Below are 25,832 nucleotides of genomic sequence, written 5' to 3'. Positions count from 1 at the left end.
TCGGTCACGTCGGTCTTTGGGAGTCGGTGAGATAGGCGGCAAGCAGGGCATCGAACACGTTGCAGGCGGCGTCGGACAGGGCGTCGTCGTCGGACAGGGTTGCCCGCAGGCCGGCCAGGATGCGCGCCACGCCGCTCGCCTCGGCCGGTGCGATGCCGCCCACGTCCAGGAAATGCACCACGGCGGCCAAGCGCTGCAGCGCCGGAGTCTCCAGGCCGAAGCTGGCCAGCAGCACTTCAAAGGTGACCCGGTCGCCCACATGGGTGAAGCGGGCACCGTCGAAGTCGAAGCCCAGCGCCTCATCCGGGCAGTCCGCCGGGCTGGCCAGCCACAACAGTTGCGCCGCGGGATCGATCATCCGACGGATCAACCAGGCGCTGGCAAGCCGGTCCACCCACGGACGTCGCCGCGTGGCCCAGACGCGGCCCTGGAAACCAGCTGGGTCGAGCCGTGGCGGCTCGCCCGCGGTCGCTTCCGGCTCATCGGGCGCGAGATACCGGTTTGCGGCACGCTCCAGCGCCAGCAGCGCCGCTTCCGCCTGACGCTGCGGCAGGCCGGGAAAGAAGTCGATCGCCGCCATGGCGGCAAACGCGCGGCGCAGCCGCCGGACCTGCTTGAGCGTCTCCGCTGCCGTGTCGAACGACAGCGCCGCATGCAGCGGGGTGATCTGCGCCGTCAGCTCGGCAAACTCGTCGGTGCGCTCGAACAGCGCGGGAAAGATCAGCGTCTCCTCGCCGGACACTTCCAGGATGCGCGCAGTGCCGCCGTGCGCCCGGATGTCGTCAGCGATGGCGGCCAGTGTGGCCTGACACGCCGGGCGCAACGGCAGCAGGTTCACGCCATCGCGCAGCGTGGCCGCACCCGCTGCCTTGAGCGCGCGATAGGCGCGCATGCGTGCCGTGGCGTTTTGCGTGGGAAGGGTCAGGATCAGACAAAGCCAGCGTTCCATGACGCCAGTCTACCGATCATGTAGCAGATGAGACAGTTTTGTTGCTGTCTCTACATTGGTCGGAAATGCCAAGCCACCATGTCGTGTGTTCAGACCGGCGGCATGCCTGGTGTCGGGCTGCCGTGTGTCTGTGCCACGGCCGCCTGCACCTGCGCGATGGCATCGAGCACGGCCTGCGGCTCGGACAGCTGCGGAAAGTGGCCACTGCGCGCCGCCACCGTGCACCAACCACGTGGCGAAAGCCGGGCCAGCTGCGCCTGGTTGCTACGGCGCAGCGCCAGGGCCTCGGGGGCCATCAGCCAGCGGGGCGGCGCCTTGCCGCCGGACAGCACACATACCGGCACGTCGGGAAAAGGGGGCGCCGCCGCGATCTGCGCGACGGTCATGCGTTCCTGGCCGATCTCGCCATACGGATCGGGACGCGCGCGACGGGCCAGCACGGCATTGAGGGCACGCTGCACGAGGGTCTGATGCGCCTTCATACCGACCACGTCCTCGGGTGCGCTGGCTTCGAGAAACACCACGCCTGCTACCTCATCGGGATGCCGACGCGCAAACAGATTGGCATGCAACCCGCCAAAGGAATGCCCCACCAGCAGGTAGGGCGGCTCCAGCCTGACCGCCTGCAGCAGACCACGCAGGGTGCACACTGCCGCCTCACCGGTCTGCGGGTGGGGCGAACGCGGGCTGCCACCGACGCCGGGCCGGTCGTACGCCAGCACCACGCCCAGCCGTTCGAGCTGCGGATACAGCCTGAACCAGCCTTCAAGCGGGCCGCCTGCCCCATTGAGCAGCACGATCCTCGCGGTGCCCTGCCCCGCGAGCGTATACGCCAGTGTCTGCCCATCGACGATGACAGTGCGTCTGGGAGGCTGATGTTTCACCGCTGCGTTTCCTGCATGTTGTTACGGCCCTGCGGCCGGTTGCGCCATCGGTCCCAGGCCGCCACACCGGCCTGCGCCGCCGGCCGCTATTGCCCGCCCGGACCACCCTGGGCGCGGGCACGTTCGAGCAGGAAGGCACGTTCCCTGGCGTTGCGCGCGAGCGCGGCGGCACGCTCGAACTGCCGGCGCGCCTCGTCGTGCCGACCCAGCCGGGCCAGCAGGTCGCCCCGCGCCGCCGGCAGGTATTGATACTGCTGCAGCGCGGGCTGCTCAGCCAGTGTGTCGAGGATTTCGAGCCCCGCCGCCGGACCGAATGCCATGCTGACCGCCACCGCCCGGTTCAGTTCGACCACCGGCGACGGCGCCACCTGGGCCAGCGCGTCATACAGCGCAGCGATCTGCGCCCAGTCGGTCTCCTGCACGCTGTGGGCGCGGGCATGGCAGGCGGCGATCGCCGCCTGCAGCGCATACGGCCCCAGCGCCCCGCCCAGCGCTTCGGCACGCTGCAGCGCATGCAATCCGCGCCGGATCAGCAGGCGATCCCAGCGCGCCCGGTCCTGATCGGCCAGCAGCACCGGCTGGCCGGCGGCGTCCACCCTGGCCTGCGCGCGCGAGGATTGCAGTTCCATCAACGCCACCAGCCCGTGCACTTCGGGTTCCTCGGACGCCAGCCCGGCGAGGATGCGCCCCAGGCGCAGCGCCTCATCGCACAGCGCCGGGCGCAGCCAGTCGTCCCCGGCCGTGGCGGCGTAGCCTTCGTTGAAGATCAGGTAGATCACCTCCAGCACCGAGGCGAGCCGCACCGCGAGCGCATTGCCCGGCGGCAACTCGAACGGCACCCGCGCAGCGGTCAGCGTGCGCTTGGCGCGTACGATGCGCTGCGCCACCGTCGGCTCGGTCACCAGAAAGGCGCGTGCGATCTCGGCGGTGGTCAGCCCGCCCAGGAGCTTGAGTGTCAGCGCCACGCGCGCCTCGGTCGAGAGCACCGGATGGCAGGCGGTGAAGATCAGCCGCAGCAGATCGTCGCCGATCTGGTCGGCGCGCGCGGCATCGAGGCTGTCGACGAAATCGGGCACGATCGACGCCTCCTGCGCTTCCAGGTCATGGCCGATCTGCTGATGCTTGAGCGCCCGCATCCTGGCCTGCCGCAGATGGTCGAGCGCACGGTGCTTGGCGGCCGTCATCAGCCAGGCACCCGGATTGGCCGGCACACCCGCCACCGGCCAATGCTCCAGCGCTGCCAGCAGCGCATCCTGCGCCAGCTCCTCGGCCAGGCCGACATCGCGCACCAGACGCGCGACGCCGGCAATGATCCTGGCCGATTCGATGCGCCAGACCGCCTCGATCGAGCGATGCGTGGCCGAGGCCATCAGCCCTGTTCCACCGCGCCCGGTTCCATGTAGATCAGTTCCCACACGTGGCCATCCAGGTCCTCGAAGCCATGGCCGTACATGAAGCCGTGGTCCTGTGGCTCGCGCGGCACGTTGCCGCCGGCCTCGAACGCCTTGGCCACGAGCTCGTCCACCTCGGCGCGGCTCTCGCACGACAGACCGACCAGCACTTCGGTGGACTCGTGCGCGTTGGCCACCGGCTTCTTGGTGAACGACTGGAAGAACGTCTCCACCAGCAGCATGGCGTAGATGTTCTCGCCCACCAGCATGCAGGCGGCCGACTCATTGGTGAATTGCGGGTTGAAGGTAAAGCCCAGGCTGGCGAAGAACGCCTTGCTGCGTTCGAGGTTCTTGACAGGCAGATTGACGAAGATTTGCTTGTGCATGACAGTGTCCTTGGTCATGGCGCCTGTGGCGCCATCGAATGAATAAAACGGTTGCAGCGGCAGACCGGGTCCATCGGATGCCGGCCGCGCCGGCGGCGGGTGCAGGCGGGAAGGCAGGCCCTCAGGCCCCGCCGACGCCGAGCTCCTTGAAGCGCTGGATGGCCTGGCTGTCGCTGAAATCCTCCAGCTCGTAAAGCTGGCGCACTTCGACCACCGCCGGCTGGCCCTCGCCGACCGGGTTGGGAAAGCGCCGCGACCACTCCAGCGCTTCTTCGCGCGAGCGCACCTGGATCAGCGTGTAGCCGGCGATCAGTTCCTTGGTTTCGGTGAACGGGCCGTCGACCACCGTGCGCGTCGTGCCTTCATAGTGGATGCGCCAGCCGGTGCGGCTGGGTTGCAGGCCGCTGGCGTCCAGCAGCACGCCGGCCTGCGCCAGCTGCTCGTGGTAGTCGGCCATGGCGGCCATCAAGGCCTCGTCGGCCGTCTCGGGCGAGAGTTCGGCCTCGAACTTGGGGGTGGACCTGACGATAATCATGAATCGCATGGGGGGCTCCTGGTGAGAATGGACTGAACGCGGCTGCCCGGTCGGGCGGTCCATTGGCGCGTTTCACCCTCACGACGAAGCAGGCAGCGCGATTTCGACAATGGCAGCGGTGCCCGGGCGCTTTTACTGGCCTGCAGCCGACGAACGGTTGCCCATGCTCAATCAACGGTCTCATAGCACGGGGCCAGCGCGCGGACCTCCACCGTGCACCACTCTGCCGCCGGACAGCGCGCGGCGATGTCGAGCGCCTGTTCGCGGCTGCTGCAGTTGAGCAGGAAGAAGCCGCCCACCATCTCCTTGATCTCGGCGAACGGCCCGTCGACCACGTGCCGCCGGCCCTCGTGCACCTGCAGGCGCGCCGCGCCATGCTGCGACGCCAGCGATTCGCTGGCGACCAAGAGGCCCTGCGCACGCAGTTCGTCGCCAAAGCGCCGCATGCGCTCGTAGCACTCGCGCCCTTCGGCTTCGCTGCGGGTGGTGCGCTGGCCGACCGGTTCCATCATCAACAGCATGTACGACATCGCGGATTCTCCAGGGAGCGGGTCTGTGCCCGCTGGCCTGGGATTTGAGCACTTGTCGCATCGGCTGTCCAAGTGCAACCCGGGCAACATGCGCCAGCGCCAGCCGACAATCCGGGCCATTGCCCGATCGGGCCGCGGCCTTCATCCTCGCCCCTCAACGTCGGCATGCGGCCCAGCCGGCCAGCCGACCGCCCTTCTTCTGCGAGGAATCCCGATGCGCCATTCCGCCCGAGCCCTGCCGCTGGTGCTGGCCTTGTGCAGCGCCGGCCTGGCCCATGCCGGCCCAAAGCTGGTCTCCTACCTGCCGACCTGGCAATCCGAGCAGGACCGTGCTCGCGCGGCGGCGGTGCTGGCCGAGCTGGACATCGGCATCTACTCGTTCATCGAAGTGCGGCCCGACGGCACCGCCTTCATCGCCGACGGCGCGCTGCCGGTGGCGCAGACCTGGAAAAAGGCGTTTGCCGCCGCACGGCAACGCAATCCCGCGCTCGACTGCCACTGGGCGATCGGTGGCTGGACCGGTTCACGCCATCTCGCCAAGGTGGCCGGCAACGAAACCACGCGCGCGCGGTTGGCCGACACCGCGGTGGCCATCATGCGCGACTACCGCTGCCAAGGGCTGGATCTGGACTGGGAACACCCGGTCACCGGCGGCAACTATCCGGACGACGCCGCCGCGGCCGACCGCGACAACTACATCAAGCTGCTTGAAACGCTGCGTGCCGCGCTGGACCAGGCCGGCACGGCCGATGGTCGCAAGTACGCGCTGACCGCCGCCATCCCGGGCGTGGCCGGGGGCTGGGGTGTCTCGGGCTACGATCTGAAGCGTGCGGCCAAGCTGCTCGACCGGGTCAACCTGATGAGCTACGACTACTACGGCGCCTGGAGCCCGCGTGCCGGGCTGCATGCCGCGCTCCACCCCACGCCGGGCGAACCGGATAGCAGCGTGCTCAACGGCGATGGCGGCGTGAAGCATTTCCTGGCCCAGGGTTTCAAGCCGGCACAGCTGGTACTGGGCGTGCCGTTCTATGCGCGTGCACAGGGCAATGTCGAACCGGGCCCCAATGGCGACGGTCTGGCACAGCCGGCCAAGGGCCCGGGCCTGACCCACTACCCCGAACCCGGCACCGTGCAATACGCGCTGCTGCGCAAGGACCTGATCGGCCAGCCGGGCTGGAAGGCGTTCCGCAGCCAGGCGGCGGGGGATGCGCCCTATCTGTACAACGCCGCGACCAAGGAGCTGGTCAGCTACGACGATCCGCAGTCGCTCAAGGTCAAGGCGCAATACATCAAGGCGCAGCAGCTGGGTGGCGCAATGATCTGGGAATTCACACAGGACGATGCCGCCCACAGCCTGCTGCGCGCGCTCAAGGACAATCTGAAGTAGAGCGCGTCCGGCCCACGCGGCGGCTTGCGTGTCGGAGCGGACCGTCCCGGGTCCGTTCACCGCGGTTCCGCCACGGCACTGCATCGGGGTTGGCAGTGGGCAGGCGATGCGGTCGGCGCCGTCGGCCCGCCACCGCCACACAGGGGCTAGAACCCGCCGTGCGCGTCCAGCCAGGCGCGCTCGCGCTCGGTGCTGTGGCGTCCGAGCACGGCATTGCGGTGCGGAAACCGCCCGAAACGGCGGATCACCTCACGGTGGCGCAATGCATAGTCGTAGCAGGTGGCCAGCTGTGGATCGTCGCGCCAGCGCGCGGTCAGCGCCACCGAGCGGTCCTGGTCGGCCAGGCACTCGGCGTGCTCGAATGGCAGGTATGCGAACATCTGCTGCACCGCTGTCAATTCGCGCTGCCACCCTTGCGCCAGCAGCGATGTCGCGATCCGGCGCGCGGCAGCATCGCCGGCAAACGCCCGCGCCTCGCCACGGAACAGGTTGCGCGGAAACTGGTCGAGCACGATCACCAATGCCAGCGCGCCCGCCGCCGAGCGCGCCCAGTGATCGAGGCTGCCGGCCAGTGCCGCCTCCAGCGTTGCGGAAAAGCGCTGGCGGATGCCGGCATCAAACGCGTCGTCCCGCTCGAACCAGACACTGCGCCACAGCGTGGCCTGTGCCTGCGGTGTGTCGAACCAGAACGCCAGCACCTGCGCCGGCTCGGCCACCCGCCCCTCGCGCCCGCTTTTGACGCGCCCTTCCGGGCTGCTGCGCCGGATCAGATCACTCATCGCACCACCTCATGGGGTCTGTATCGGTTTGATTTCCACCTGCGCGCCGGCATCGCCCGGACTCATTGCCAGATCCAGCGACACCAGATGGGCCGAAAGCTGCGCGATACGCCGGTTGTCCGGCCGGCGCCTGGCCATCTCGGCCAGCGTGGCCTGCAGCCCGAGGCCATCGCGCGCGGCAAGCTGCAGATCGAGCAGGTACAACTCCGGGGTGACATCGTCCGCAGCAGACTGGCCGCGCCAACGCTGGTACTGCTGGCGCGCCGCCTTCAACCGGGCGCTGATCAGCCGGCTGGGCAGGTCGGCATCCAGCCGGGCGATGCGTTCAAGATTGTCGGGCGTACGCAGCAAGGCGGGCCGCAGTGCCTGCGGCAGCGGTCTGCGCTCGGGCGGCGGCCCCTCGCCGACACGCCGTGCGCCCTGGGCTTCGAGCCGCAGCAGCGCCGGACCCTGCCAGCGGGTCTGGCGGCCCTGATCAGGCTCGGCCAGCAGCACGTTCGCCCCGCTGGCCAGCCGCAGTTGCGCACCCGGCTGCAGCAGCACCAGTTCGGCCAGCGGCGTGCCATCCAGCCGCACATCGCCGGCGACCGCCACCACCAGCGTGGCGGCGCGCACAAGGCCGGGAACCAGCAGCAGCAACAGCAGCACGGCGCGGATGGGCATGACGGGGGTGTCCGGATGGCAATGGCCCGCAGTGTAGTGGCAAATACGCCGCCACGGGGCAGACCGGCGGTTTGGACGTCGCCGGCCAAGGGGTGTTCCCCTACAATCGCGTCCCATGATGCAAACCACCGACATCGTGATCATCGGCGCCGGCGCAGCCGGCATGCTGTGCGCAGCCACTGCGGGCGCGCGCGGCCGCAAGGTGGTGCTGATCGATCATGCCGCCAAGCTTGCCGAGAAGATCCGCATCTCCGGCGGCGGGCGCTGCAACTTCACCAATCTGCAGGTGCGGCCCGAATGCTATCTCTCGGCCAATCCGCACTACTGCAAATCGGCCCTGGCGCGCTACACCGCGCAGGACTTCATCAAGCTGATGGCACGGCACGGTCTCACCTACCACGAGAAGACGCTGGGGCAGCTGTTCTGCGACCAGGGCTCGGGCGCCATCATCCAGATGCTCAAGGCCGAGGTCGACGCCGGCGGCGCGCTGTGGCGCATGCACACGCCCATCGAGCAGATCGAGCGGCTCGACGACGGCTTCATGGTGCGCACGGCGGCCGAAACCTGGCGCTGCGCCTCGCTGGTCATCGCCAGCGGCGGCTTGTCCATCCCGCAGATCGGTGCCAGCGCCTTCGGCTACGAGCTGGCACGCCGCTTCGGCCTCGAAATCGTGCCGACTGCCCCGGCGCTGGTGCCGCTGACCTTCCAGCCACAGGATCTGTGGTCGGAACTGGCCGGCGTGGCGGTGCCCGATGCGACGGCCACCTGCGGCAGGACACGCTTTCGCGAAGCGGTCCTGCTGACGCACAAGGGCCTGTCCGGTCCGGCCATCCTGCAGATCTCCTCCTATTGGCAGCCGGGCCAGCCGATCAGCATCGACCTGCTGCCCGACCGCGCCATCACCGAGGTGCTCGCCGCCGGCAATCGCGATGCGCTGCTCGCCAACGTATTGGCCGATGCCATCCCGAAGCGGCTGGCGCATGCGGTGGTGGCGGCGCTGGGGGAGAACCGGCCGCTCAAGCAGTACCCGGCCAAGACCTTGCATCAGCTGGAGGAACGCCTCAAACGCTGGCAGGTGGTGCCCTCCGGCACCGAGGGCTACCGCAAGGCGGAAGTGACCCGCGGCGGTGTGGCCACCAGTGCGCTCGACTCGCGCACCATGCAGGCGAAGACAGTGCCCGGGCTGTTCTTCATCGGCGAGGTGGTGGATGTGACCGGCTGGCTCGGCGGCTACAACTTCCAGTGGGCCTGGTCATCCGGCCACGTGGCCGGCAGCCATGCCTGAATGCCCGCCCCCATCCGGACGCGCGGTCGGCGCAGCTTGAATTGCCGCGCTGCACGGTGCTAAGGTGGAATCGTCGCCGGGACGACGAGTAACAGCCTGCAGCACGAGTGAATCAGCGTACGTTCTTTCAACCTGCCTCCTGCGAGGTGCCGCCGGCAGATCGGCGGCGACGAGTGACGATGATTCCGGCACGCTCACGCAGCGCGCAGATAAGCCCGTCCGAGGGCCTAGGCAATCTACTCGCTTCAGCCATCTGTTCCGCGACGCGGGGCATCCATCACCGGATGCCCCGTTTTCTTGTGCGTCAAGTGTGCCATGTGCACAATTACCAATCGATGCATGGCAGCGTTGTGCAAGGCGCAACCCGTTGAAATTGCTTGGTTTGCGCAAGCAGGGGAAAGCTTTTGTTCACGCTTGTTTACAAGTCGCGGACATTTCCGGCACACGCTGCGTAGGGTGGCTTCGCATAGAATCGGCGCCGTGTTCAACCACGCAAGAGCCTTGATATGCGATTCCCCCTCTCCCGCTGCGCACTTGCAGTGCTGTCCTCCCTCCTGGCACCGCTGGCGCTTGCCGAACCGCAGGAGGCCGGCTTCACCGCCGCCACCGGCAACTTCTTCAAGGAAGCCGAATATACGCTCGGCGCCGGTGTGGCCTACGGGCCGAACTACGCCGGCAGCGATGATTACGACGTAGGCCCGGCGCTCAATTTCCGGATGGTGAGCCCGACCGGCTTCTATCTGGACCTGCAGGAAGGGCTGGGCTGGCAGACCCAGCTCGACAACGGTTTCTCGTTCGGCCTTGGCCTGGGCTACGACGGCGGGCGCGCCGAGAGCGACGAGGACCTGGGCTCGGGCTCGGACCGGCTCAAGGGCATGGGCGATGTGGACGGCTCGCTGCTGGCGACCGCCATGGTCGGCTATGCGATCACCCCGTCCACCGTCGTCTCGGTCTCGTTCGATCAGGCCCTGACCAACACCGAGCGCGGCCTCACCTGGAGCGTGCAGCTGGGCCATGAGTTCGAGTTGAGCGAAAGCGACAGCATCGGCCTCGGTGCCGGCGTGCATCTGGGCAATGCCAAGTACAACCAGACCTACTTCGGCGTGACCGATGCCCAGAGCAGGACCAGCCGCTTCAAGGCCTACAAGGCCGAATCGGGCATCAACAGCTACAGTTTCGGCGTCAGCTGGACGCATCGCTTCAACAAGACCTGGAGCACCGAACTTGCGGCCGGTGCAGTCCGCTACGCCGGCGAGGCGGAGGACAGCCCGCTGGTCGAGGAAAAGACCAACTACCAGGCCGCACTGCTGCTGAACTACTCGTTCTGATCCATGCCCTGCGGCGCAAGGCGGCCCGGCACGGGCCGCCTTGGCGTCACCAGCGAATCAGGAAGCGCGCGCCGCCAAGCGGGCTGTCCTCGATCCACACCTGGCCCTGGTGCGATTTGACGATCTGCCGCACGATGGCCAGCCCCAGGCCGAATCCCCCGGTGGCGCGGCTGCGGCTCTCGTCCAGACGCACAAAGGGGTCGAACACCCGTTCGCGCTCGGCGGGCGCAATGCCGGGGCCGTCGTCGTCGATGCGCAGCTCGAATCCGTCCCCATACCCCACCAGCCGCACCTCCACCCGGCCCTGCGCATGGTGGATGGCATTGCGCACCACATTGATCAGCGCACGCGCCATCTGGCGCGGCTGCAGCTCTACCCACGCCGGGTGGTCCGGATGCAGCACGCACACCACGCCGCGCGCCTCAGCCTCCAGTGTCACCATGCCGATCACGCTTTGCAGCCAGTCCTCGGTGTCGACCTCCTCCATCACATAGTGGCTGCTGGTCTGCTCCAGCCGGGCGAACGACAGCAGCTCGGACACCAGCGCCTCCAGCTCGGTCAGATCCTGACGCATCTGATCGGCCAGGGTGCGCCACTGCGCCGGGTGGTCCAGCGTGCGCGCCTTGTCCAGCTCGAACGACAGCCGGGCCATCGGCGTGCGCAGTTCGTGCGATACCGCGTTGGTCAGGTCGCGGCGGCTGGCGATCAACGATTCGATCCGCGATGCCATCACATTGAACTGCAACGCCAGCTCGCGCACCGACGAGCGCCGCGACACCGTGGTGCGCGCGCTCAGATCTCCTTCGCCGAACCGCTGTGCCGCCAGCCTGAGCGATTGCAGCTCGCGCCAATGCGGACGCACCCATACGAACAGCAGCAGCGCGAACACGGCCGCCAGCGCCATATAGGAAACGATCTGCACCGGCAGCACCACCTCCGGCAGGGGTGGGGTGCGGATCGCCAGCAGCCATTGGGAACGCGGCCATTCGATCGGCACGTAGAACTGCTCGTAGTCGTCGTTCTCGCGGAAGAAGAACATGCCGCGCTCGAGAAAACCGAGCTCATCCTGCTGCAGCGCGATCTGCCGCGCATGCACCAGATCGAGTTTGAGCCCGTAGTCGGGCTGCCATGCAGCGATCCGGGCGCGCTGCCGTTCCGGATCGAGCCCACGCAGCTCGCGTGCGAGGTGGCCGAACGAACCGCGTGCCATCTGCCAGTTGTACTGGTGCTCGTAGGGCTTGAAGAACGTTGTGACCGCGTAGTTGAGCCCCACCAGCGCGAGCGCCACGCCGACGACCTGCAGCAGATACACATGGATGAACAGGCGAAACATCAGTCCTCCCAGTCGTCACGGCTGAACAGATAGCCCTTGCCCCACACTGTCTTGATCCGGCGCGGCTCGCGCGGATCGTCGTCCAGCTTCTTGCGCAGCTTGCTCACGCCCACGTCCACGCTGCGGTCCAGCCCGTCGTAGCCCACGCCGCGCAGCGAGGTCAGGATCATGTCACGCGACAGCACACGTCCGGCGTTGCTTGCCAGCAGCCACAGCAATTCGAACTCGGCGGTGCCGGTATCGACGAGCGCGCCATGGAGCGTCACGCTGCGCGTACCGCTGTCGATGGCGAAGTGGCCGAACTGCAGCCGATCCGGCAAGGTGCTGGCCGGCGCGCTCTGCCGGCGCAGCAGCGCACGGATGCGGGCGAGCAGCACACGTGGCTCCACCGGCTTGACCACATAGTCGTCCGCGCCCGATTCCAGTCCCAGGATCTGGTCGATATCCTCTTCGCGCGCAGTCAGCATCAGGATGGGCACGTGCGAGTGCTGGCGCAGCTCGCGGCAGATCTCCAGCCCGTCCTTGCCGGGCAGCATCATGTCCAGCACCACCAGGTCAGGATTGAGGCGGTGCACCGCGCTCACCGCGGTATCGCCCCGGTGCTCGCAACTGACCGCATAGCCATGGTTGTCCAGAAAGTCCGCGATCAGCCGGGCAAGCCGCAGATCGTCTTCGATAAGCATGATCTTGATCATCTCGATTGCACATCCTGATTGGCGAGGTGAAGGATATCCAGATGCCATGTTGGAGCAGCATGGCGGCAGCGCAGGGGCGGGGCAATAGCCTGGGCTGTGGATGGCTGTCCGACAGCGGCCGGCCGGACCGCAGCGCGGTGCGCCGGCCGCTCAGGCACGCAGCAGCCGATCGAAGTAGTAGCGCGCGAGGGCGGCGCACAGCGGGGCCAGCGCCGCATGATAGCCGTCCGGACCACCGGCTTCGGTGCGACGCGCGACGCTTTGCCGGTACAGGACGCGTCCCCACGCATCGTCAGGCAGGCTGGCGGCGTCCTCCAGGTCGTAGGCCGTCACCGGCACCCCGCGCCCGGCAAAATAGGCCACGGCGCGCTCGGTATTGCGCCAGTCCACCACGCGATCCTGGCGTGCGCCGCACAACGCCAGCGGCGCACGTGGCGACCAGGTCAGAAGCCGGTTGTGTTCCAGCACGCGGTGCAATGCGTCGGCACCACGGCCCGGGGCGGACCATGCCCCTTCCGCAGACGCATCGGGCGTGCCTTGCGCAATCGGGTCGCGCGACGCGAGCATGTGCTGCGGCTGGAAGCCTTCGTCGTGATACACCGCGGCATAGCCGGCCGCGAGCCTGGCCAGCAAAGCGTTGGCCGGCCCCGGGCGCGCCATCAGGTCCCGCACGTATTCGGGCAGCGCATAGGGCCCTGCAGCCGGCATCGCACCGGCCAGCCGCCAGGGGACCACCGCACCGCTTTCCAGCGCGCGCTGTGCGGCCAGTGCCACGTAGCCACCCTGCCCATAGCCATACAGAAACAACGCGCCGGACAAAGCCACCGGACCGAAGACCGAATCCCGGGTCAACGCCGCATGCGCGGCCGCCAGTCCGTCGATCACATCGTCCGCCTGGGCCCGCGCATGCAGATAAGGAGGGTACTGCGACGTCGGATCGGCGCCGCCGGGGTAATTGGGCACCACCACCACGTAGCCGTGGGCGGCGAATGCGGCGGCCGCCTCAAAACCCACCAGGGTGTCGTGCACATCGGCCAGGTCGCCATCGCGCCGTGCCGCCTCGTCGCGTGCCTGCAGCACCGCAGGGTGGGCGCCACGGCATGCGTGGTCCCTGCCACTGGGCACCATCAGTGCGGCACTGGCCGTCCCGGCCTCGCGCCGGGCATCCACGGTACGGTATTCGATCCGGGTATAACGCACATCGCAGCGCGCCGTGCCGTACAGCGGCAACAGCCCACGGGCACGCATGTGCGCATCGAATTCGATCCGCCGCAGCACCTGCGGCGGTGCGGGGGTATTCAACAACGTGCCGCGCCCAGGCCGGGCAGCGGGCTCTTTCTCGGCGGCGCACGCCGTCAGCGCCAGCACCAACAGCAGGCCGACGCCGCGCAGCGCACCCCAGTCGGGCAATGTCATCAGGACCATCCTTATGCAGGGGCAGCGCTGTCCACGCTGCCGGCACGCCATCCTGACGCACGGCCGTTAGCCGATTTGTTGGCAATTTGTTTATCAAACGTTAATGCCCCAGCCGACGGGTGAGGCATGGCACCACGTCGCGACCTGGGCCGGCAGGAACGGGGGCGGCGCAACGCCAAGGGCCGGCATCCGCACCCAAGCCTGGCGCCTGCCGCGCACTGTTGTTGCATGGTGGCGCTGGACTCGGAAGGGGGAAGGCACAAGGCGGACAGCCCGGTACCGGCACGGCGGCAGCCGGCACGGTGCAAGGGCCGGATGGTCGGCCCCGTCGTCACCGGTCCATGGCTTGCCGGTTGCTGCCCGCAGAGGTGGCAATCAGCAACCCACAGAACACCCGGCCGCCTTGCCCCTCATGACACCGCGGCAACCAGCGGTGCCGCACTCAGTTCAGGCCCAGCACGTCCTGCATCGTGAAGTGACCATGGGAGCGCCCGGCAAGGAACTGCGCGGCGCGCAGGCTGCCCTGGGCATAGATGGTGCGGTTGCTGGCCTTGTGGGTGATCTCGACGCGCTCGCCCGGGCCGGCGAACACGACGGTGTGATCGCCGATCACATCACCGCCGCGCAATGCGGCAAACCCGATGGTGCCCGGCTGGCGCTCACCGGTGATGCCCTCGCGCGACCAGGTGGCGATCTCCTTGAGTTCCTCGTCCCAGGCCCGGGCCACCGCCTCGCCCATGGCGATGGCCGTGCCCGAGGGGGCGTCGACTTTGTGCTTGTGATGCATCTCGACGATTTCCACGTCGTAACCCTGGTTGAGCACCTTCGCGGCCACCGACAGCAGCTTGAACACCAGATTGACGCCAACGCTCATGTTGTAGGCCGAAACGATGGCGATCTTGGCACTGGCCGCCTCGATCGCGGCACGGCCGGCCTCGTCAAAGCCGGTGGTGCCGATGATCATGTTGACCCCGAGCTCGCGGCAACGCGCCAAGTGCGCAAGCGTGCCCTCGGGCCGGGTGAAATCGATCAGCACATCGGCTCCGGCCAGAGCCGCCAGATCGTCGCCGATCGGCACGCCGCTGGTGCGGCCGAGGAACAGCGCCGCATCCTGGCCCAACGCCGGGCTGCCCGGCCGGTCCAACGCGGCATGCAATGCGCAGCCCGGCGTCTGCAGCGTAGCCTCGATCAGCATGCGGCCCATGCGACCGGATGCGCCGGCAATCGCGATGCGCGGCATGGTCAGAATTCCTTGTCGACGATGGGCTTGACTTCCAGCTCGCTGCCAGGCTCGGCCTCGGCCGGATCGCGCTCGGCGCTGAGCGTCTGCGCCTCGGCCTTGGGGGCGGCGTCGAGCCGGGTCTCGGGCTTGGCGGGCGGCGCAGGCAGGGTATCGCCTTCCCAGCGCACCAGCCGGTCGTCCTCGAAGAAGACCGCCAGCGCATGGCGCCGCTGCAACTGGCCGCCCTTGGCGTCGCTGTAGACGTAGTCCCAGCGCGTGGCGTGGAACGGATCGGCCAGCAGCGGCGTGCCGAGCAGGAAGCGCACCTGGTTGCGCGTCATGCCGGCCTTGAGTCCGGCGACCTTGTCGGCCGTCACTTCGTTGCCTTGGGGGATGTCGAGCTTGTAATGGGGCACGGCGTTCAGGAGTCCGCAGCCCGACAGCGCGCCGACCAAGGTCAGCGTGGACAATATCGGTTTGATGATATGCATGCCTGGATTCACGACTGGGGCGGGTTCTGGCGGCAACGCCGCCGGGAGAGCGAAGCGCTCGCGCCGCTGGCGTTCGCGAGTTTTTCGAACTGACCAAACGCTATATCATACCTTGAACTCCCCATTTGCCGTAGCCGCAGAGAGCATTCGATGAGCAACGCCTCCGACCTCAAGGACGCCGGCCTCAAAGCCACTGGCCCGCGCCTGAAGATTCTCAACCTGTTCGAAAACAGCGAGCAACGCCACATGACCGCCGAGGATGTCTACCGGCTGCTGCTGGCCGAACAGACCGACATCGGCCTTGCCACCGTCTACCGCGTCCTGACCCAGTTCGAGCAGGCCGGCATCCTGGAACGCCACCACTTCGAGTCCGGCAAGGCCGTGTTCGAGCTGAACCAGGGCCATCACCACGATCATCTGGTATGCGTCAAATGCGGCAAGGTCGAGGAATTCTACGACGCGGAGATCGAGACCCGGCAGGATGCGATCGCGCGCAAGCATGGCTTCGAGATCCAGGACCACGAGATGTACCTGTACGGCATCTGTTCGGACTGCCTCGGCAAACAGCGCAAGCCCTGACCACCGCCCCGCCCCCCGCGACACGCATGATCTCCTGGCTGGGCCCCGCGCCGGTCTTTCCGCCGCTCAAGCACGCGCTTGCCGACCCCAACGGTCTGCTGGCCGCCGGTGGCGACTTGGCGCCGGAGCGGTTGCTCGCGGCCTATCGGCAGGGCATCTTCCCGTGGTTCATGCCCGGCGAGCCCATCCTGTGGTGGAGCCCGGACCCGCGCACGGTGCTGCTTCCAGGTGAGCTGCATGTGCCGAAATCGCTGGCCAAGACGCTGCGCAACCGGCACTACAGCGTGACCTTTGATACCGCATTCGACGCGGTCATTGGCGGCTGCGCCGCGCCGCGCGGCACCGAGCGGGGCACCTGGATCACCGATGAGATGCGTGCCGCCTACGGCGAGCTGTTCCGGCTGGGTTACGCCCACTCGGCCGAATGCTGGCTCGACGGCGAGCTTGCCGGCGGCCTGTACGGCGTGGCGATCGGCCGCATGTTCTACGGCGAATCGATGTTCGCCCGCGCCCCCGACGCCTCCAAGATCGCCTTTGTCCATCTGGTGCGCTGGCTGCATGCGCGCGGCTTCGGCATGATCGATTGCCAGATGCGCACCGCGCATCTCGTCCGCTTTGGTGCGCGCGATATTCCACGCGACGAATTTATTGCTACGCTTACAGTATTGACGGCGCAATCGGGCGAGCCGGGGCCCTGGCACTACGCCCATCATCCTCTTGGAGCCTGACGATGAATCCGCGCGGACACGCGATCCAGTTGCAGTTCTATGCGACCGCCCCCTACACCTGCAGCTACCTGCCGGACCAGCTGGCACGCTCACAGGTGGCCGTGCCCTCGGAGCTGATCGACACGCGCACCTACAGCCAGCTTGTCCAACACGGTTTCCGCCGCAGCGGCCAGTTCGTATACCGCCCGCACTGCGACAGCTGCCAGGCCTGCGTGCCGGTGCGCCTGCCGGTGGCGGAGTTCGAGTCCAACCGCTCGCAACGCCGCGCCGCCCGGCGCCACGCCAACCTCAAGACCCGCATCCTCGGCCTGGAGTACGCCGAATCGCACTTCCGGCTCTACCAGCGTTACCAGGCAGCACGCCATTCGGGTGGCGGCATGGACGAAGATGGTCGCGAACAGTACGAAAGCTTCATCCTCAAGAGCAATGTGGCAAGCTTTCTGGCGGAGTTCCGCGAAGGGGGCGCGGTGCGCATGGTCAGCCTTGTGGACCAGTTGGAGGACGGGCTGTCGTCTGTCTACACCTTCTATGATCCGGATATCGAAGGCGCAAGCTTCGGCGTGTTCAACATCCTGTGGCAGGTCGGGCTGGCACGTCAGTTGGGGCTGCCCTACGTCTACCTCGGCTACTGGATCGGGCAATGCCGCAAGATGGCCTACAAGACCCAGTACCAGCCGATCGAGGGCCTGATCGACGGCCGCTGGCAGCGCCTGCCCCCGCAATAGCGCAAGATGGGCGCCGGCTTAGGGCATTTCCGCATCGGGGACAATGGCGCGGCGCGATAAAATGGCGGCTCGAACGCCTTTGCAGGACCCTTATGTATCAGCTTATCGCCACGGACCTGGACGGCACGCTGCTCAGCCCGGACCACACTGTCCCCCCCCACACCGCCCAGACCCTGCGTGATCTGCAGGCACGCGGCTTGCGCTTTGCCATCGCCACCGGACGCCACTACTGTGATGTGCGCGGCATCCGCGATGTGCTGGGCATCGAGGCCTATCTCATCACCTCCAACGGCGCCCGGGTGCACGATCCGCACAACCGGCAGATCCACGCCGAGAACATCGACCCGGCGCTGGTGCGCGCGCTGGTCCAGCCCAAATTCGCCGCAGGCACCTCGCTGAACCTGTATCTGGACGAAACCTGGCTGATCGGCGAGCCCAATGAGGACCTGCTGCGCTACCACCAGGATTCCGGCTTCACCTACGAGGTGGCCGATATCCCGAGCATTGACGGCGAAGGTGTGGCCAAGATCCTGTATGTGAGCGCCCATGCCCATCTGCTGGCATTGGAAGCGCGGCTGCTCGCCGAATTCGACGATACCCTCTATGTGACCTTCTCGGCGCTGGACTGTCTGGAAGTGATGGCCCCGACCGTCTCCAAGGGCCATGCGCTGACCGTGGTGATGGATGAATTGGGCATTGCCGCTGCCGACTGCATCGCCTTTGGCGACAATCTCAACGATTTGGAGATGCTGCAGACCGCCGGCCATCCGTTCCTGATGGGCAACGCCAATCCACGATTGGTGGCGCAGCTGCCCGGCGTGCCGCAGATCGGCTCCAACACCGAAGGCGGGGTGGCACTGCACCTGCGCACGCTGTTCGGGCTGTGAAAAACCGTCCGGGCGGCGGGCGGGCCATGCCGGCCGCTGCCGCCCGGAGCGGTCAGCGGGCCTTCACCAACGGGGCGAAAGCGCCGTCCGCGTGGTCGTACTGGTAAAGCGCGCCTTCCTCGATATGGAAGTACCAGCCCACCAGATGCAGCTCGCCCGCCTTGACCCGTTCGGCAATGAACGGAAAGCTCATCAGGTTTTCCAGCGAGACCACGATGGCGGACATCTCGCAGCGGCGCAGTTGGGCTTCGCCATCCTGCGACTCGCCGGCCTGGACGACCTCTTTCTCGCAGGCACGGCTGGCAATGCTCACCCAGCGGCCGACAAAGTCGGCTTCGGACTGCGGCTCATGCCCCTTGACCAGCGCGCGGATGCCGCCGCAGGCATAGTGCCCCAGCACAATGATGTAGCGCACCTTGAGAACGCACACGGCATATTCGATGGCAGCGGAAACACCGTGGTAGGCCCCATCCGGCTCGTAGGGCGGCACCAGGTTGGCCACATTGCGCACCACGAACAGATCGCCCGGGTCGCAATCGGTGAGAATGGCCGGATCCACGCGGGAATCGGAACAACCGATGAAGAGGCTATGGGGGTTCTGTCCGCGCTTGAGGGTCTCGAACAGCCCGCCCTGCTCGCTGAAATACTTGCTTTGAAAGCGACCGAAGCCGCCGATCAACTTCTCGACACCATGCATACAGGTCTCCTTTGCATACCCGCCCATCCACTACCGATGGGCACCTCGGCACGCGCCGGGGGCGCATTGTACAGGCAAAACCCGTTGTGGCCGCGCCTTGATTTCGTTACAGAAATCGGTAACGGTGCAGCCATGCTAATCACACACACAAGCAATGTGACCGCCGTCAGAATACCTGCCGCGCGCCATATGCGCGGCAGCGGCGGAGCACCGCAGGGAGCGGCGGCACATGGCACGGCACCCTTGCGCCACCAAGTCACCGGTCAGCGCCACGTGTTCAGCGATTGTTGCAAAAATTAGAACAATCAATTCCATAAACTTCAGGATCAGATTGCACTCAAAGCCGTTATCATCATGGCGCTGCTTCAAGTTGAAAGAACAAGGACAGGCGATGGCTTCCTCCCGCTACGATGGCGTGCAGATCACCCTGCATTGGCTGATGGCGCTGCTGATCCTGAGCGCCTTCGGCCTTGCGCTCTACATCAATACGCTGCCGCTCTCGCCGGTCAAGTTCAAGCTGTACGCCTATCACAAATGGCTTGGCATCTCGGTGCTGCTGCTGGTGCTGGTGCGCCTCGCGTGGCGGCTGCGCCGCGGTGTGCCGCCCCCGCTTGCCGGGCAGCCCGCCTGGCAGCGCAAGGCGGCTGCCGGCACGCATCACCTGCTTTACCTGCTGATGGTGGCGCTGCCGCTGGTCGGTTGGGCCATGAGTTCGGCCAAGGGCTTTCCGGTGGTGCTGTTCGGCCTGATACCGCTGCCCGATTTCGTGCCACGCGATCCGGACCTGGGCGACCGGCTGAAACTGGTGCACATGCTGCTCGCCTACGGACTGATCGGTCTGGTCGGCCTGCATGCGCTCGCCGCGCTGAAACATCAATTCGTCGACCGCGACGGCACCTTGCGTCGCATGCTGCCGCAGCGCGATTGACCTTTTCCAACGGAGCTTGCAAATGAGGTTTTCCATCCTGGTCGCGGCGGTGCTTGCCACCGGCCTGACCCTGCCGGCGCTGGCGGCGCAGACCCTGGTCCCTGCCAAGAGCCGTCTTGGCTTTTCGTTCCAGCAGATGGGCGTGACCGTCGACGGCGGTTTCAAGCAATACAGCGCCCAGGTCAACTTCGATCCGGCCAAACCGGAGACCACGCAGGCCACGTTCAGTGTCGACCTTGCCAGCATCGATGTCGGCGGGCCGGACGGCAATGCCGAGGTCAGGCGCAAGGCCTGGTTCGACACCGCGGCCCACCCCAAGGCCACCTTCACCGCCAAGAGCGTGAAGGCGCTCGGCGGCGGCAAGTTCGAAGCCCGTGGCCCGCTCGTCATCAAGGGCATCAGTCGCGATATCGTGGCCCAGTTCACCGCCAAGCCGGCGGGCAGCGACCTGGTGCTCGAAGGCGGTTTTCCGGTCAAGCGGCTGCAGTATCGGCTGGGCGAAGGTGCCTGGGCCGATACCGAGACGGTTGCCGACGATGTGCACGTGAAGTTCCGTTTCACCCTGACCGGCAAACCCGGTCAATAACTCCCTCATATCCCTCTGGAGACACGACCCCATGAAGCCGATGATCGCCTCGCTCCTTGCCATGCTCGCCGCCGGCGCCGTGGCTGCGCCGCAGACCTACGAGATCGATTCGACCCATACCTACCCCAGCTTCGAGATCAGCCACCTGGGCTTTTCGATCCAGCGCGGCGGCTTTGACAAGACCAGCGGCACCATCGTGCTCGATACCGAGAAGAAGAGCGGCAATGTCGAGATCGTGATCGACACCGCCAGTATCGACACGGGCCTGGACAAGCGCGATGCGCACCTGCGCGGCGAGGACTTCTTCAACACCGCCCAGTTTCCGACCGCCACGTTCAAATCCGGCAAGCTCAAGTTCAGCGGCGACAAACTGACCGCCATCGACGGCGAATTCACGCTGTTGGGGGTCACCAAGCCGCTGACGCTGGCGGTCTCCAACTTCAAATGCGGCACCCATCCGATGAGCAAGAAGCCCTGGTGCGGCGCCGAGGCCACTGGCACCCTCAAGCGCACCGACTTCGGCATGAGCTACGGCGTGCCGGGTGTCGGCGATGAGGTGAAGCTGAACATCCAGGTCGAAGCCGGCCTGAAGTAACGCGGCACCTTCCCTGTGCAACGGGCTCCGATCGGAGCCCGTTGTTGTTTGCGGCCGCCTGCCGTACGCATCAGACCGGCAGCGGCGCCTGCGCCGGATGGCGCGCCAGCCATTCGCCGATCGCCCTGTCCTCCGCCAGCCGCGTGATCCACCATTTGAGCGCCCGCCCAAGCCCGGTGGTCCGCCAGGCGGCATACATCACCGCCGGGGCCTTGTGTTCCTCCACGCGCTTTTCCACAAGACTGCCCGCCTCGACATAGGGCATGGCCAGGCAACGCGGCAGATAACCGCAACCGAGGCCGGCGATCTGCGCCGACAGCTTGGCCTGGATGTCGGGCACCGTGAGGATCTCCTGGCCGGACAGGATGCCCACGGTACGCGGCAGCAACGTGCGCGAGGTGTCGGCCATCGCCACCACCCGGTGCTGCTGCAGCAGACTGGCCGGCAACGGCTCGGCCGCGTCGGCGAGCGGATGGCCCGGCGCCACCGCGAATACAAAGGCCACCTCACCCAGCGCGCGGGCTGCGTAGCCGCCGCCGTGCGGGCCTTCGCCGGAGACACCGATCGCCAGATCGGCCCGGTGATCGAGCAGCGCATCCCACATGCCGGCGAGCACCTCACGGGAAAAGCGCAGCCGGGTACCGGAGTTGAGCCGGTCGAAGTCACGCACCATCGGGTACAGCAACTCCATCGGCAGCAGGCCGTCGAGCGCGATATTGAGCGTGGTCTCCCAGCCGGTCGCCACGCGTTTGACACGGCATTCCAGATCCCCGGCGGCGCGCAGCAGGTGGCGGCCTTCGTCCAGCAGGGTCTGGCCCGCGGCGGTGAGCTTGGCGCGGTGACCGGAGCGATCGAACAGCTGCACCCCCAGCTCATCCTCCAGCTTCTTGACCATGTAGGTCACCGCCGAGGGCACGCGATGCACTTCATCAGCCGCCGCGGCGAAGCTGCCCTTGCGCACGATGGCGTCGAGGATCTCCAACGCTTCCAGATTCAGTCGCAACATAGACAACACCATCAAATAATTGGAACGATTCTTTTAATAAAATTCGCTATCTCTCTCGAATCATCAGCAATACCATATTTTTATTCTAACTTATTTTTTGAATGAGTCCGGGATGCTCACACTACGCAAGGCCGCTGCACGCGGCGCCGCCGACCATGGCTGGCTGCAATCGCGCCACAGCTTTTCGTTTGCCGACTACCATGATCCGCAAAACATGCATTTTGGCGCACTTCGCGTACTCAACGAAGACCGCGTGGCACCCGGTATGGGCTTCGGTGCGCACTCGCACCGCGACATGGAAATCATCAGCTATGTGCTGTCCGGGCAATTGCAACACCGCGACAGTATGGGCAATAGCTCGATCATCCGCAGTGGCGCCGTGCAGCGCATGAGTGCCGGCACCGGCGTGACCCATTCCGAATTCAACCCGTCGGCCGGTCAGGCGGTGCATTTTCTGCAGATCTGGATCGTCCCGGCGACCACTGGCCTGCCCCCCTCGTACGAGGAGGCCGTGTTCGACGAGGTCGAAAAGCATGGCCAGTTGCGGCTGGCCGCGAGCCCCGATGGCACGGCCGGATCGGTGCGGGTGCATCAGGATGTGTCGATGTACTGCGGCGTGTTCGACACCGGCGACACGGCTCACCATCCGCTCGCCCCCGGGCGGCGCGGCTATCTGCACCTGGCACGCGGCACCATCGAGGTCAACGGCATGACCTTGCACGCGGGCGACGCGTTGATGCTGGAGAACGAAGGCGGCGTGACGCTGCGCGCGGGGCGCGATGCCGAGGTGCTGCTGTTCGATCTGGCGTAGGCCCGATGCCGCCGGGGCGGCGGCTGCGCCGATGGTGGTGCCAGCAACGGCAGCAAGGCTGGGGCACCGCACCGCAGTTGGCGGTGCCATGGATGTCGGGATGGCTGCCTGGGCGCGCTCGGGATCGCCGGCTCAGGCCGGCCTGACGAAGCAATGGTCGATCATCCCTTCCTCATCCGGCTGCGCCGCACGTTGCCAGCCCAGGCGCAGGAAGAACGCCAGCGCGGCCGGGTTGTCGGCAGCGACGCTGGCCTGCCACCGGGGTGCATGCCGCAGCGCGGGGTCGTCGAGCAGCACCTGCATCATCGCCCGGCCGATGCCTTGCCCTTTCAGGTCGGGGCGCACCGCGATATCGGTGATGAACGGGTCAAGGCGCGCCGCGCCACACCACCCCAGCCACGCCGACGAGCTGCGCATCGCGCACGAAGCTGAATTGCGCACCGCTGTCGTCGGCCAGGACATGCCGCAACCATTCCTCATCCAGCGGCCCCAGCTGCTCATCCAGTTCCGGATCGGCAAACCACCTGCGCAACTCGGGAAAGTCCTGCGCGACTAAGGGTCGCATCTGCATGGTGCTGTCCTGGAAATCGACCTGGACGGTGGACCGGCACACGCCACGCCGGTTGCACCGCTGGCTTTTCCGGGCTTGCCGATCATGCATCGAGTTGCCTCACGGTGGGGGAAGGATGCCCCCCACCGCCAGATCCACGTGGTCGAAACGCCCCCCGCCGTCAAACGCGGTGAGCCGGACACGACCGTTGCGACTGAAATGCAGCCGGAATGGCTGCCCCGGCATGCTCTGGCCAGCCAGCTCGCCGTCGCGCAGCCAGAACACCACTCCCGCGGCGCCCAGCGCCGTCACATCCACTGTCGCCTGCAACCTTCCGGCCGCCGGGCGCAGCAGGCTGCCCGGAGCGACGCCGACGATGCGCAATGTCGTCGCGACCTCCGGCGCACAGCCGGGCGCCCAGCGCGGCGGCACGTGGCGGGCCGCCACGGCCGGATCCAGCCAAGGTTCCAGCCACAGTGGCCAGCGTGCCACAACATGGGGTACGGCATCGGCGGCGCAGGCGGGGGTGACGCGCAGGCCGTGCCGGGGATCGAGCCAGACGGTTTCCACCAGCCCGCCGCTGCGGTTGCGATCGGGCAGCGTCGGCGGTGCGGTGCCATGCAGCAGCCACGCGGTGCGCCGCTCGTGGCAGTGCCCCGCCGCCGTGGCCGCCGCGGTCAGCCCCAGCGGCCAGCAGATCGCCTCGGCACCCACGGCGGCCGGCCGCGGCGCACGCCGCGCACCAGGCACAGCAGGCAGCGCGGCAACCAGATCCTTGAGCAGCGGCGCGGCGACATTGGCGCCGAAGAAACCGGGATTGGGCGTGCCATCCGGCCGCCCGACCCAGACACCGATGGTGTAACTGTCGGTCACCCCGACGGCCCAGGCATCGCGAAAGCCGAAGCTGGTGCCGGTCTTCCACGCCAGCTGCAGCGGGCCGGATTGGAACGGCCGGTCCGGGCGGCCGCCGCCCTCCAGGATGTCGCGCACGATCCATGCCGCACCCGGGCTCATCAACCGTGCCTCACGGCGCGGCGTCTCAAGGCTCAGGCGCGGTGCGCCGGCCATCCCGCCCGCCGCCAGGGCGCGGTATGCCCCCACCAGCGCTTCCAGCGATGTGCCGCCGCCGCCGAGAATGAGGCTGAGATTGGGCGCCGCACCGCGCGGCATACGCAACCGCAGTCCCGCGGCGGCCAGCTGCGTGGCGAAGCGTTCCGGCCCGATCCGGTCCAGCAGGTCGACCGCCGGCACATTGAGCGAGCGCTGCAGCGCGTCGGCCACACTGACCGGCCCGCTGAACGCGGCCTGGAAATTGCCCGGCTGATAGCCGCCGAACGATTGCGGCGTATCGGCCAGCAGGCTTTCGGAATGCACCAGTCCCTGGTCCAGCGCCATCGCGTAGAGAAACGGCTTGAGCGTGGAACCGGGCGAGCGGATGGCGCGCACCATGTCCACGTGTGCGAAACGGCCGTTGTCGCCGAAATCCGCCGAACCGGCGTAGGCACGCACCGCCAGGTCGGTGTTTTCCATCACCAGCACGGCCGTCGAAACCTTGGGCGGCAGCTGGCCCAGGCGATCGAGCAGCATGCGCTCGACGATGGCCTGCAGCCGGGCATCGAGCGTGGCAGCCACCACCCGTTTGCGACCGGCCGGTGCCGCAGCGCGTCGCGCGGCCTGGCGCAGGCGCTCCGCCGCCAGCGGTGCCAGCCAATGCGCGCGCGGCGGCTGGGCGATCACCTGTTCGATGCGCGCATCGGCCACCACCTGGTCCGACCACACGCCGTGAGCCGCCAGCCGCGCCAGCACCTTGTCGCGTGCACGCATTGCCGCCAGCGGCGAGCGGTCCGGGCGCAACCGCGACGGCGCCTGCGGCAAGGCTGCCAGCAACGCGGCCTCGGCGTGGCTCAGCTCGGCGGCCGGTTTGCCCAGATAGGCACGGCTAGCCATCTCCACCCCTTCGACAATACCGCCCATCGGCGCATGGTTCAGATAGAGCGCGAGGATCTCGCGCTTGCTCAGATGCCATTCCAGCTGCAATGCGCGCAAGATCTGCCGGGTCTTGCCCAGCAGCGTGCGCGGCGGCGGCGCCAGGATGCGTGCCACCTGCATGGTCAGCGTGGAGCCGCCCGAGACGATACGGCCATGGCGCATCCATTGCCAAGCAGCGCGCAACAGCGCCACCGGATTGACCCCGGGATGGTGATAGAACCAGCGGTCCTCGTAGTGGATCAGTGCCTGCAGATAAAGCGGCGAGACCGCCTCCTGCGTCACGGGATGGCGCCACATGCCCTCGGCGGATGGGTATTGCCGCAATGGCCGGCCGTGCCGGTCGACCACCACCAGCCCGGCTTCATCGCGCGGCAGCGGCAGCGGAAAGCAGCGGTCGAGCACGAGGGCCAACAGGCCCAGCAGCAACGTGACGGCAAAGAGCCAGCGCCACGGCCAAGCCACACGTCGGTTTGCCAT

Annotated in this window: 29 protein-coding genes; 11 read left to right on the top strand and 18 right to left on the bottom strand. The window is 67.2% G+C overall.

Annotation, left to right across the window (positions count from 1 at the left end):
* Positions 1–4 precede the first annotated feature (4 nt).
* From N8I74_RS07840 to N8I74_RS07815, 6 genes are all read right to left on the bottom strand, one after another.
* Positions 5–949, bottom strand: coding sequence for a chromate resistance protein (locus N8I74_RS07840; RefSeq protein ID WP_263126329.1), 945 nt, complete (start codon positions 947–949; stop codon positions 5–7).
* A gap of 89 nt (positions 950–1,038) precedes the next feature.
* The gene (locus tag N8I74_RS07835) at positions 1,039–1,833 is read right to left on the bottom strand and encodes an alpha/beta fold hydrolase (protein WP_263126328.1); all 795 of its coding nucleotides are present in this window, start codon (positions 1,831–1,833) and stop codon (positions 1,039–1,041) included.
* An 86-nt stretch (positions 1,834–1,919) separates the two neighbouring features.
* A complete protein-coding gene (locus tag N8I74_RS07830) occupies positions 1,920–3,203 on the bottom strand; it encodes an RNA polymerase sigma factor (RefSeq protein ID WP_263126326.1) in 1,284 nt (427 codons plus the stop codon).
* On the bottom strand, positions 3,203–3,610 hold the full coding sequence (locus N8I74_RS07825; RefSeq protein WP_263126325.1) for a VOC family protein: 408 nt from the start codon (positions 3,608–3,610) through the stop codon (positions 3,203–3,205). Before N8I74_RS07825 ends, N8I74_RS07830 begins: the two co-directional genes overlap by 1 nt.
* Positions 3,611–3,731: 121 nt before the next feature.
* Positions 3,732–4,154 carry a YciI family protein gene (locus N8I74_RS07820; RefSeq protein WP_263126324.1) on the bottom strand — a complete coding sequence of 141 codons (423 nt, stop codon included), beginning with the start codon at positions 4,152–4,154 and terminating at the stop codon, positions 3,732–3,734.
* Between the two features lie 158 nt (positions 4,155–4,312).
* A complete protein-coding gene (locus N8I74_RS07815) occupies positions 4,313–4,675 on the bottom strand; it encodes a YciI family protein (RefSeq protein ID WP_263126323.1) in 363 nt (120 codons plus the stop codon).
* 214 nt (positions 4,676–4,889) lie between these two features.
* Here N8I74_RS07815 and N8I74_RS07810 point away from each other — a divergent pair, with 214 nt between their 5' ends.
* Complete coding sequence (locus N8I74_RS07810; RefSeq protein WP_263126322.1) at positions 4,890–6,062, top strand: glycoside hydrolase family 18 protein; 1,173 nt, start codon at positions 4,890–4,892, stop codon at positions 6,060–6,062.
* A gap of 146 nt (positions 6,063–6,208) precedes the next feature.
* Here the strand turns inward: N8I74_RS07810 and N8I74_RS07805 are convergent, their stop codons facing one another.
* Positions 6,209–6,841: a DUF924 family protein gene (locus N8I74_RS07805; RefSeq protein WP_263126321.1), complete on the bottom strand. Its 633-nt coding sequence runs from the start codon at positions 6,839–6,841 to the stop codon at positions 6,209–6,211.
* Positions 6,842–6,850: 9 nt separating this feature from the next.
* A complete protein-coding gene (locus N8I74_RS07800; RefSeq protein ID WP_263126320.1) occupies positions 6,851–7,504 on the bottom strand; it encodes a hypothetical protein in 654 nt (217 codons plus the stop codon).
* Positions 7,505–7,619: 115 nt separating this feature from the next.
* On the opposite strand from N8I74_RS07800, the gene N8I74_RS07795 reads away from it, so the two are divergent.
* Both N8I74_RS07795 and N8I74_RS07790 read left to right on the top strand, forming a co-directional pair.
* Complete coding sequence (locus tag N8I74_RS07795; RefSeq protein WP_308445881.1) at positions 7,620–8,789, top strand: BaiN/RdsA family NAD(P)/FAD-dependent oxidoreductase; 1,170 nt, start codon at positions 7,620–7,622, stop codon at positions 8,787–8,789.
* 506 nt (positions 8,790–9,295) lie between these two features.
* Positions 9,296–10,117 carry a MipA/OmpV family protein gene (locus N8I74_RS07790; RefSeq protein WP_263126319.1) on the top strand — a complete coding sequence of 274 codons (822 nt, stop codon included), beginning with the start codon at positions 9,296–9,298 and terminating at the stop codon, positions 10,115–10,117.
* Between the two features lie 46 nt (positions 10,118–10,163).
* Here N8I74_RS07790 and N8I74_RS07785 read toward each other — a convergent pair whose 3' ends face one another.
* The 5 genes from N8I74_RS07785 to N8I74_RS07765 all read right to left on the bottom strand — a co-directional run bounded on the left by N8I74_RS07785 (position 10,164) and on the right by N8I74_RS07765 (position 15,274).
* On the bottom strand, positions 10,164–11,021 hold the full coding sequence (locus tag N8I74_RS07785) for an ATP-binding protein (RefSeq protein ID WP_408611916.1): 858 nt from the start codon (positions 11,019–11,021) through the stop codon (positions 10,164–10,166).
* 428 nt (positions 11,022–11,449) lie between these two features.
* Positions 11,450–12,145 carry a response regulator gene (locus N8I74_RS07780; RefSeq protein ID WP_263126317.1) on the bottom strand — a complete coding sequence of 232 codons (696 nt, stop codon included), beginning with the start codon at positions 12,143–12,145 and terminating at the stop codon, positions 11,450–11,452.
* A gap of 150 nt (positions 12,146–12,295) precedes the next feature.
* Positions 12,296–13,561 (bottom strand): hypothetical protein, encoded by a 1,266-nt coding sequence (locus tag N8I74_RS07775; RefSeq protein ID WP_263126316.1) that lies wholly within the window; start codon positions 13,559–13,561, stop codon positions 12,296–12,298.
* Positions 13,562–14,003: 442 nt separating this feature from the next.
* Positions 14,004–14,801, bottom strand: a complete 798-nt coding sequence (gene dapB, locus N8I74_RS07770) for a 4-hydroxy-tetrahydrodipicolinate reductase (RefSeq protein WP_263126315.1) — start codon at positions 14,799–14,801, stop codon at positions 14,004–14,006.
* Positions 14,802–14,803: 2 nt separating this feature from the next.
* Positions 14,804–15,274 (bottom strand): outer membrane protein assembly factor BamE, encoded by a 471-nt coding sequence (locus N8I74_RS07765; protein WP_263126314.1) that lies wholly within the window; start codon positions 15,272–15,274, stop codon positions 14,804–14,806.
* 150 nt (positions 15,275–15,424) lie between these two features.
* Here N8I74_RS07765 and fur point away from each other — a divergent pair, with 150 nt between their 5' ends.
* The 4 genes from fur (at position 15,425) to N8I74_RS07745 (ending at position 18,193) form a co-directional block, all read left to right on the top strand.
* On the top strand, positions 15,425–15,853 hold the full coding sequence (gene fur, locus N8I74_RS07760; protein WP_263126313.1) for a ferric iron uptake transcriptional regulator: 429 nt from the start codon (positions 15,425–15,427) through the stop codon (positions 15,851–15,853).
* 26 nt (positions 15,854–15,879) lie between these two features.
* Positions 15,880–16,581: a leucyl/phenylalanyl-tRNA--protein transferase gene (gene aat / locus N8I74_RS07755; protein ID WP_263126312.1), complete on the top strand. Its 702-nt coding sequence runs from the start codon at positions 15,880–15,882 to the stop codon at positions 16,579–16,581.
* 2 nt (positions 16,582–16,583) lie between these two features.
* Positions 16,584–17,306, top strand: coding sequence for an arginyltransferase (locus N8I74_RS07750; RefSeq protein ID WP_263126311.1), 723 nt, complete (start codon positions 16,584–16,586; stop codon positions 17,304–17,306).
* A gap of 92 nt (positions 17,307–17,398) precedes the next feature.
* Entirely contained in the window at positions 17,399–18,193 is a 795-nt protein-coding gene (locus tag N8I74_RS07745) for a Cof-type HAD-IIB family hydrolase (RefSeq protein WP_263126310.1), read from the top strand.
* Positions 18,194–18,245: 52 nt separating this feature from the next.
* On the opposite strand, the gene N8I74_RS07740 is transcribed toward N8I74_RS07745, so the two are convergent.
* Positions 18,246–18,890: a carbonic anhydrase gene (locus N8I74_RS07740; protein ID WP_263126309.1), complete on the bottom strand. Its 645-nt coding sequence runs from the start codon at positions 18,888–18,890 to the stop codon at positions 18,246–18,248.
* 391 nt (positions 18,891–19,281) lie between these two features.
* Here N8I74_RS07740 and N8I74_RS07735 point away from each other — a divergent pair, with 391 nt between their 5' ends.
* From N8I74_RS07735 to N8I74_RS07725, 3 genes are read left to right on the top strand one after another with little or no spacing between them, the layout of a single operon-like run.
* Complete coding sequence (locus N8I74_RS07735; RefSeq protein ID WP_263126308.1) at positions 19,282–19,818, top strand: cytochrome b; 537 nt, start codon at positions 19,282–19,284, stop codon at positions 19,816–19,818.
* A gap of 22 nt (positions 19,819–19,840) precedes the next feature.
* Positions 19,841–20,404, top strand: a complete 564-nt coding sequence (locus N8I74_RS07730; RefSeq protein ID WP_263126307.1) for a YceI family protein — start codon at positions 19,841–19,843, stop codon at positions 20,402–20,404.
* Positions 20,405–20,435: 31 nt separating this feature from the next.
* The gene (locus N8I74_RS07725) at positions 20,436–20,999 is read left to right on the top strand and encodes a YceI family protein (protein WP_263126306.1); all 564 of its coding nucleotides are present in this window, start codon (positions 20,436–20,438) and stop codon (positions 20,997–20,999) included.
* 70 nt (positions 21,000–21,069) lie between these two features.
* Here N8I74_RS07725 and N8I74_RS07720 read toward each other — a convergent pair whose 3' ends face one another.
* Positions 21,070–22,005, bottom strand: a complete 936-nt coding sequence (locus N8I74_RS07720; protein ID WP_263126304.1) for a LysR family transcriptional regulator — start codon at positions 22,003–22,005, stop codon at positions 21,070–21,072.
* Positions 22,006–22,117: 112 nt separating this feature from the next.
* On the opposite strand from N8I74_RS07720, the gene N8I74_RS07715 reads away from it, so the two are divergent.
* Positions 22,118–22,816: a pirin family protein gene (locus tag N8I74_RS07715; RefSeq protein WP_263126303.1), complete on the top strand. Its 699-nt coding sequence runs from the start codon at positions 22,118–22,120 to the stop codon at positions 22,814–22,816.
* A 132-nt stretch (positions 22,817–22,948) separates the two neighbouring features.
* Here the strand turns inward: N8I74_RS07715 and N8I74_RS07710 are convergent, their stop codons facing one another.
* The 3 genes from N8I74_RS07710 to pbpC form a co-directional block, all read right to left on the bottom strand.
* Entirely contained in the window at positions 22,949–23,233 is a 285-nt protein-coding gene (locus N8I74_RS07710; RefSeq protein ID WP_263126302.1) for a GNAT family N-acetyltransferase, read from the bottom strand.
* Positions 23,184–23,381: a GNAT family N-acetyltransferase gene (locus N8I74_RS07705; RefSeq protein ID WP_263126301.1), complete on the bottom strand. Its 198-nt coding sequence runs from the start codon at positions 23,379–23,381 to the stop codon at positions 23,184–23,186. Before N8I74_RS07705 ends, N8I74_RS07710 begins: the two co-directional genes overlap by 50 nt.
* Positions 23,382–23,486: 105 nt before the next feature.
* Positions 23,487–25,832 carry a penicillin-binding protein 1C gene (gene pbpC, locus N8I74_RS07700; protein ID WP_263126299.1) on the bottom strand — a complete coding sequence of 782 codons (2,346 nt, stop codon included), beginning with the start codon at positions 25,830–25,832 and terminating at the stop codon, positions 23,487–23,489.

It is taken from the genome of Chitiniphilus purpureus, assembly GCF_025642115.1.
Lineage (GTDB): Bacteria > Pseudomonadota > Gammaproteobacteria > Burkholderiales > Chitinibacteraceae > Chitiniphilus > Chitiniphilus purpureus.
This window is presented reverse-complemented; position numbering and strand designations above follow the sequence as displayed.

Excerpts from the sequence above, each read along its gene's own strand:
- N8I74_RS07840 (WP_263126329.1), bottom strand. The coding sequence starts at position 949 with ATGGAACGCTGGCTTTGTCTGATCCTGACCCTTCCCACGCAAAACGCC.
- N8I74_RS07830 (WP_263126326.1), bottom strand. The coding sequence starts at position 3,203 with ATGGCCTCGGCCACGCATCGCTCGATCGAGGCGGTCTGGCGCATCGAA.
- N8I74_RS07825 (WP_263126325.1), bottom strand. The coding sequence starts at position 3,610 with ATGCACAAGCAAATCTTCGTCAATCTGCCTGTCAAGAACCTCGAACGC.
- N8I74_RS07820 (WP_263126324.1), bottom strand. The coding sequence starts at position 4,154 with ATGCGATTCATGATTATCGTCAGGTCCACCCCCAAGTTCGAGGCCGAA.
- N8I74_RS07815 (WP_263126323.1), bottom strand. The coding sequence starts at position 4,675 with ATGTCGTACATGCTGTTGATGATGGAACCGGTCGGCCAGCGCACCACC.
- N8I74_RS07810 (WP_263126322.1), top strand. The coding sequence starts at position 4,890 with ATGCGCCATTCCGCCCGAGCCCTGCCGCTGGTGCTGGCCTTGTGCAGC.
- N8I74_RS07805 (WP_263126321.1), bottom strand. The coding sequence starts at position 6,841 with ATGAGTGATCTGATCCGGCGCAGCAGCCCGGAAGGGCGCGTCAAAAGC.
- N8I74_RS07800 (WP_263126320.1), bottom strand. The coding sequence starts at position 7,504 with ATGCCCATCCGCGCCGTGCTGCTGTTGCTGCTGCTGGTTCCCGGCCTT.
- N8I74_RS07795 (WP_308445881.1), top strand. The coding sequence starts at position 7,620 with ATGATGCAAACCACCGACATCGTGATCATCGGCGCCGGCGCAGCCGGC.
- N8I74_RS07790 (WP_263126319.1), top strand. The coding sequence starts at position 9,296 with ATGCGATTCCCCCTCTCCCGCTGCGCACTTGCAGTGCTGTCCTCCCTC.
- N8I74_RS07785 (WP_408611916.1), bottom strand. The coding sequence starts at position 11,021 with ATGGCGCTGGCGGCCGTGTTCGCGCTGCTGCTGTTCGTATGGGTGCGT.
- N8I74_RS07780 (WP_263126317.1), bottom strand. The coding sequence starts at position 12,145 with ATGATCAAGATCATGCTTATCGAAGACGATCTGCGGCTTGCCCGGCTG.
- N8I74_RS07775 (WP_263126316.1), bottom strand. The coding sequence starts at position 13,561 with ATGACATTGCCCGACTGGGGTGCGCTGCGCGGCGTCGGCCTGCTGTTG.
- dapB (WP_263126315.1), bottom strand. The coding sequence starts at position 14,801 with ATGCCGCGCATCGCGATTGCCGGCGCATCCGGTCGCATGGGCCGCATG.
- N8I74_RS07765 (WP_263126314.1), bottom strand. The coding sequence starts at position 15,274 with ATGCATATCATCAAACCGATATTGTCCACGCTGACCTTGGTCGGCGCG.
- fur (WP_263126313.1), top strand. The coding sequence starts at position 15,425 with ATGAGCAACGCCTCCGACCTCAAGGACGCCGGCCTCAAAGCCACTGGC.
- aat (WP_263126312.1), top strand. The coding sequence starts at position 15,880 with ATGATCTCCTGGCTGGGCCCCGCGCCGGTCTTTCCGCCGCTCAAGCAC.
- N8I74_RS07750 (WP_263126311.1), top strand. The coding sequence starts at position 16,584 with ATGAATCCGCGCGGACACGCGATCCAGTTGCAGTTCTATGCGACCGCC.
- N8I74_RS07745 (WP_263126310.1), top strand. The coding sequence starts at position 17,399 with ATGTATCAGCTTATCGCCACGGACCTGGACGGCACGCTGCTCAGCCCG.
- N8I74_RS07740 (WP_263126309.1), bottom strand. The coding sequence starts at position 18,890 with ATGCATGGTGTCGAGAAGTTGATCGGCGGCTTCGGTCGCTTTCAAAGC.
- N8I74_RS07735 (WP_263126308.1), top strand. The coding sequence starts at position 19,282 with ATGGCTTCCTCCCGCTACGATGGCGTGCAGATCACCCTGCATTGGCTG.
- N8I74_RS07730 (WP_263126307.1), top strand. The coding sequence starts at position 19,841 with ATGAGGTTTTCCATCCTGGTCGCGGCGGTGCTTGCCACCGGCCTGACC.
- N8I74_RS07725 (WP_263126306.1), top strand. The coding sequence starts at position 20,436 with ATGAAGCCGATGATCGCCTCGCTCCTTGCCATGCTCGCCGCCGGCGCC.
- N8I74_RS07720 (WP_263126304.1), bottom strand. The coding sequence starts at position 22,005 with ATGTTGCGACTGAATCTGGAAGCGTTGGAGATCCTCGACGCCATCGTG.
- N8I74_RS07715 (WP_263126303.1), top strand. The coding sequence starts at position 22,118 with ATGCTCACACTACGCAAGGCCGCTGCACGCGGCGCCGCCGACCATGGC.
- N8I74_RS07710 (WP_263126302.1), bottom strand. The coding sequence starts at position 23,233 with ATGCGCAGCTCGTCGGCGTGGCTGGGGTGGTGTGGCGCGGCGCGCCTT.
- N8I74_RS07705 (WP_263126301.1), bottom strand. The coding sequence starts at position 23,381 with ATGCGACCCTTAGTCGCGCAGGACTTTCCCGAGTTGCGCAGGTGGTTT.
- pbpC (WP_263126299.1), bottom strand. The coding sequence starts at position 25,832 with ATGGCAAACCGACGTGTGGCTTGGCCGTGGCGCTGGCTCTTTGCCGTC.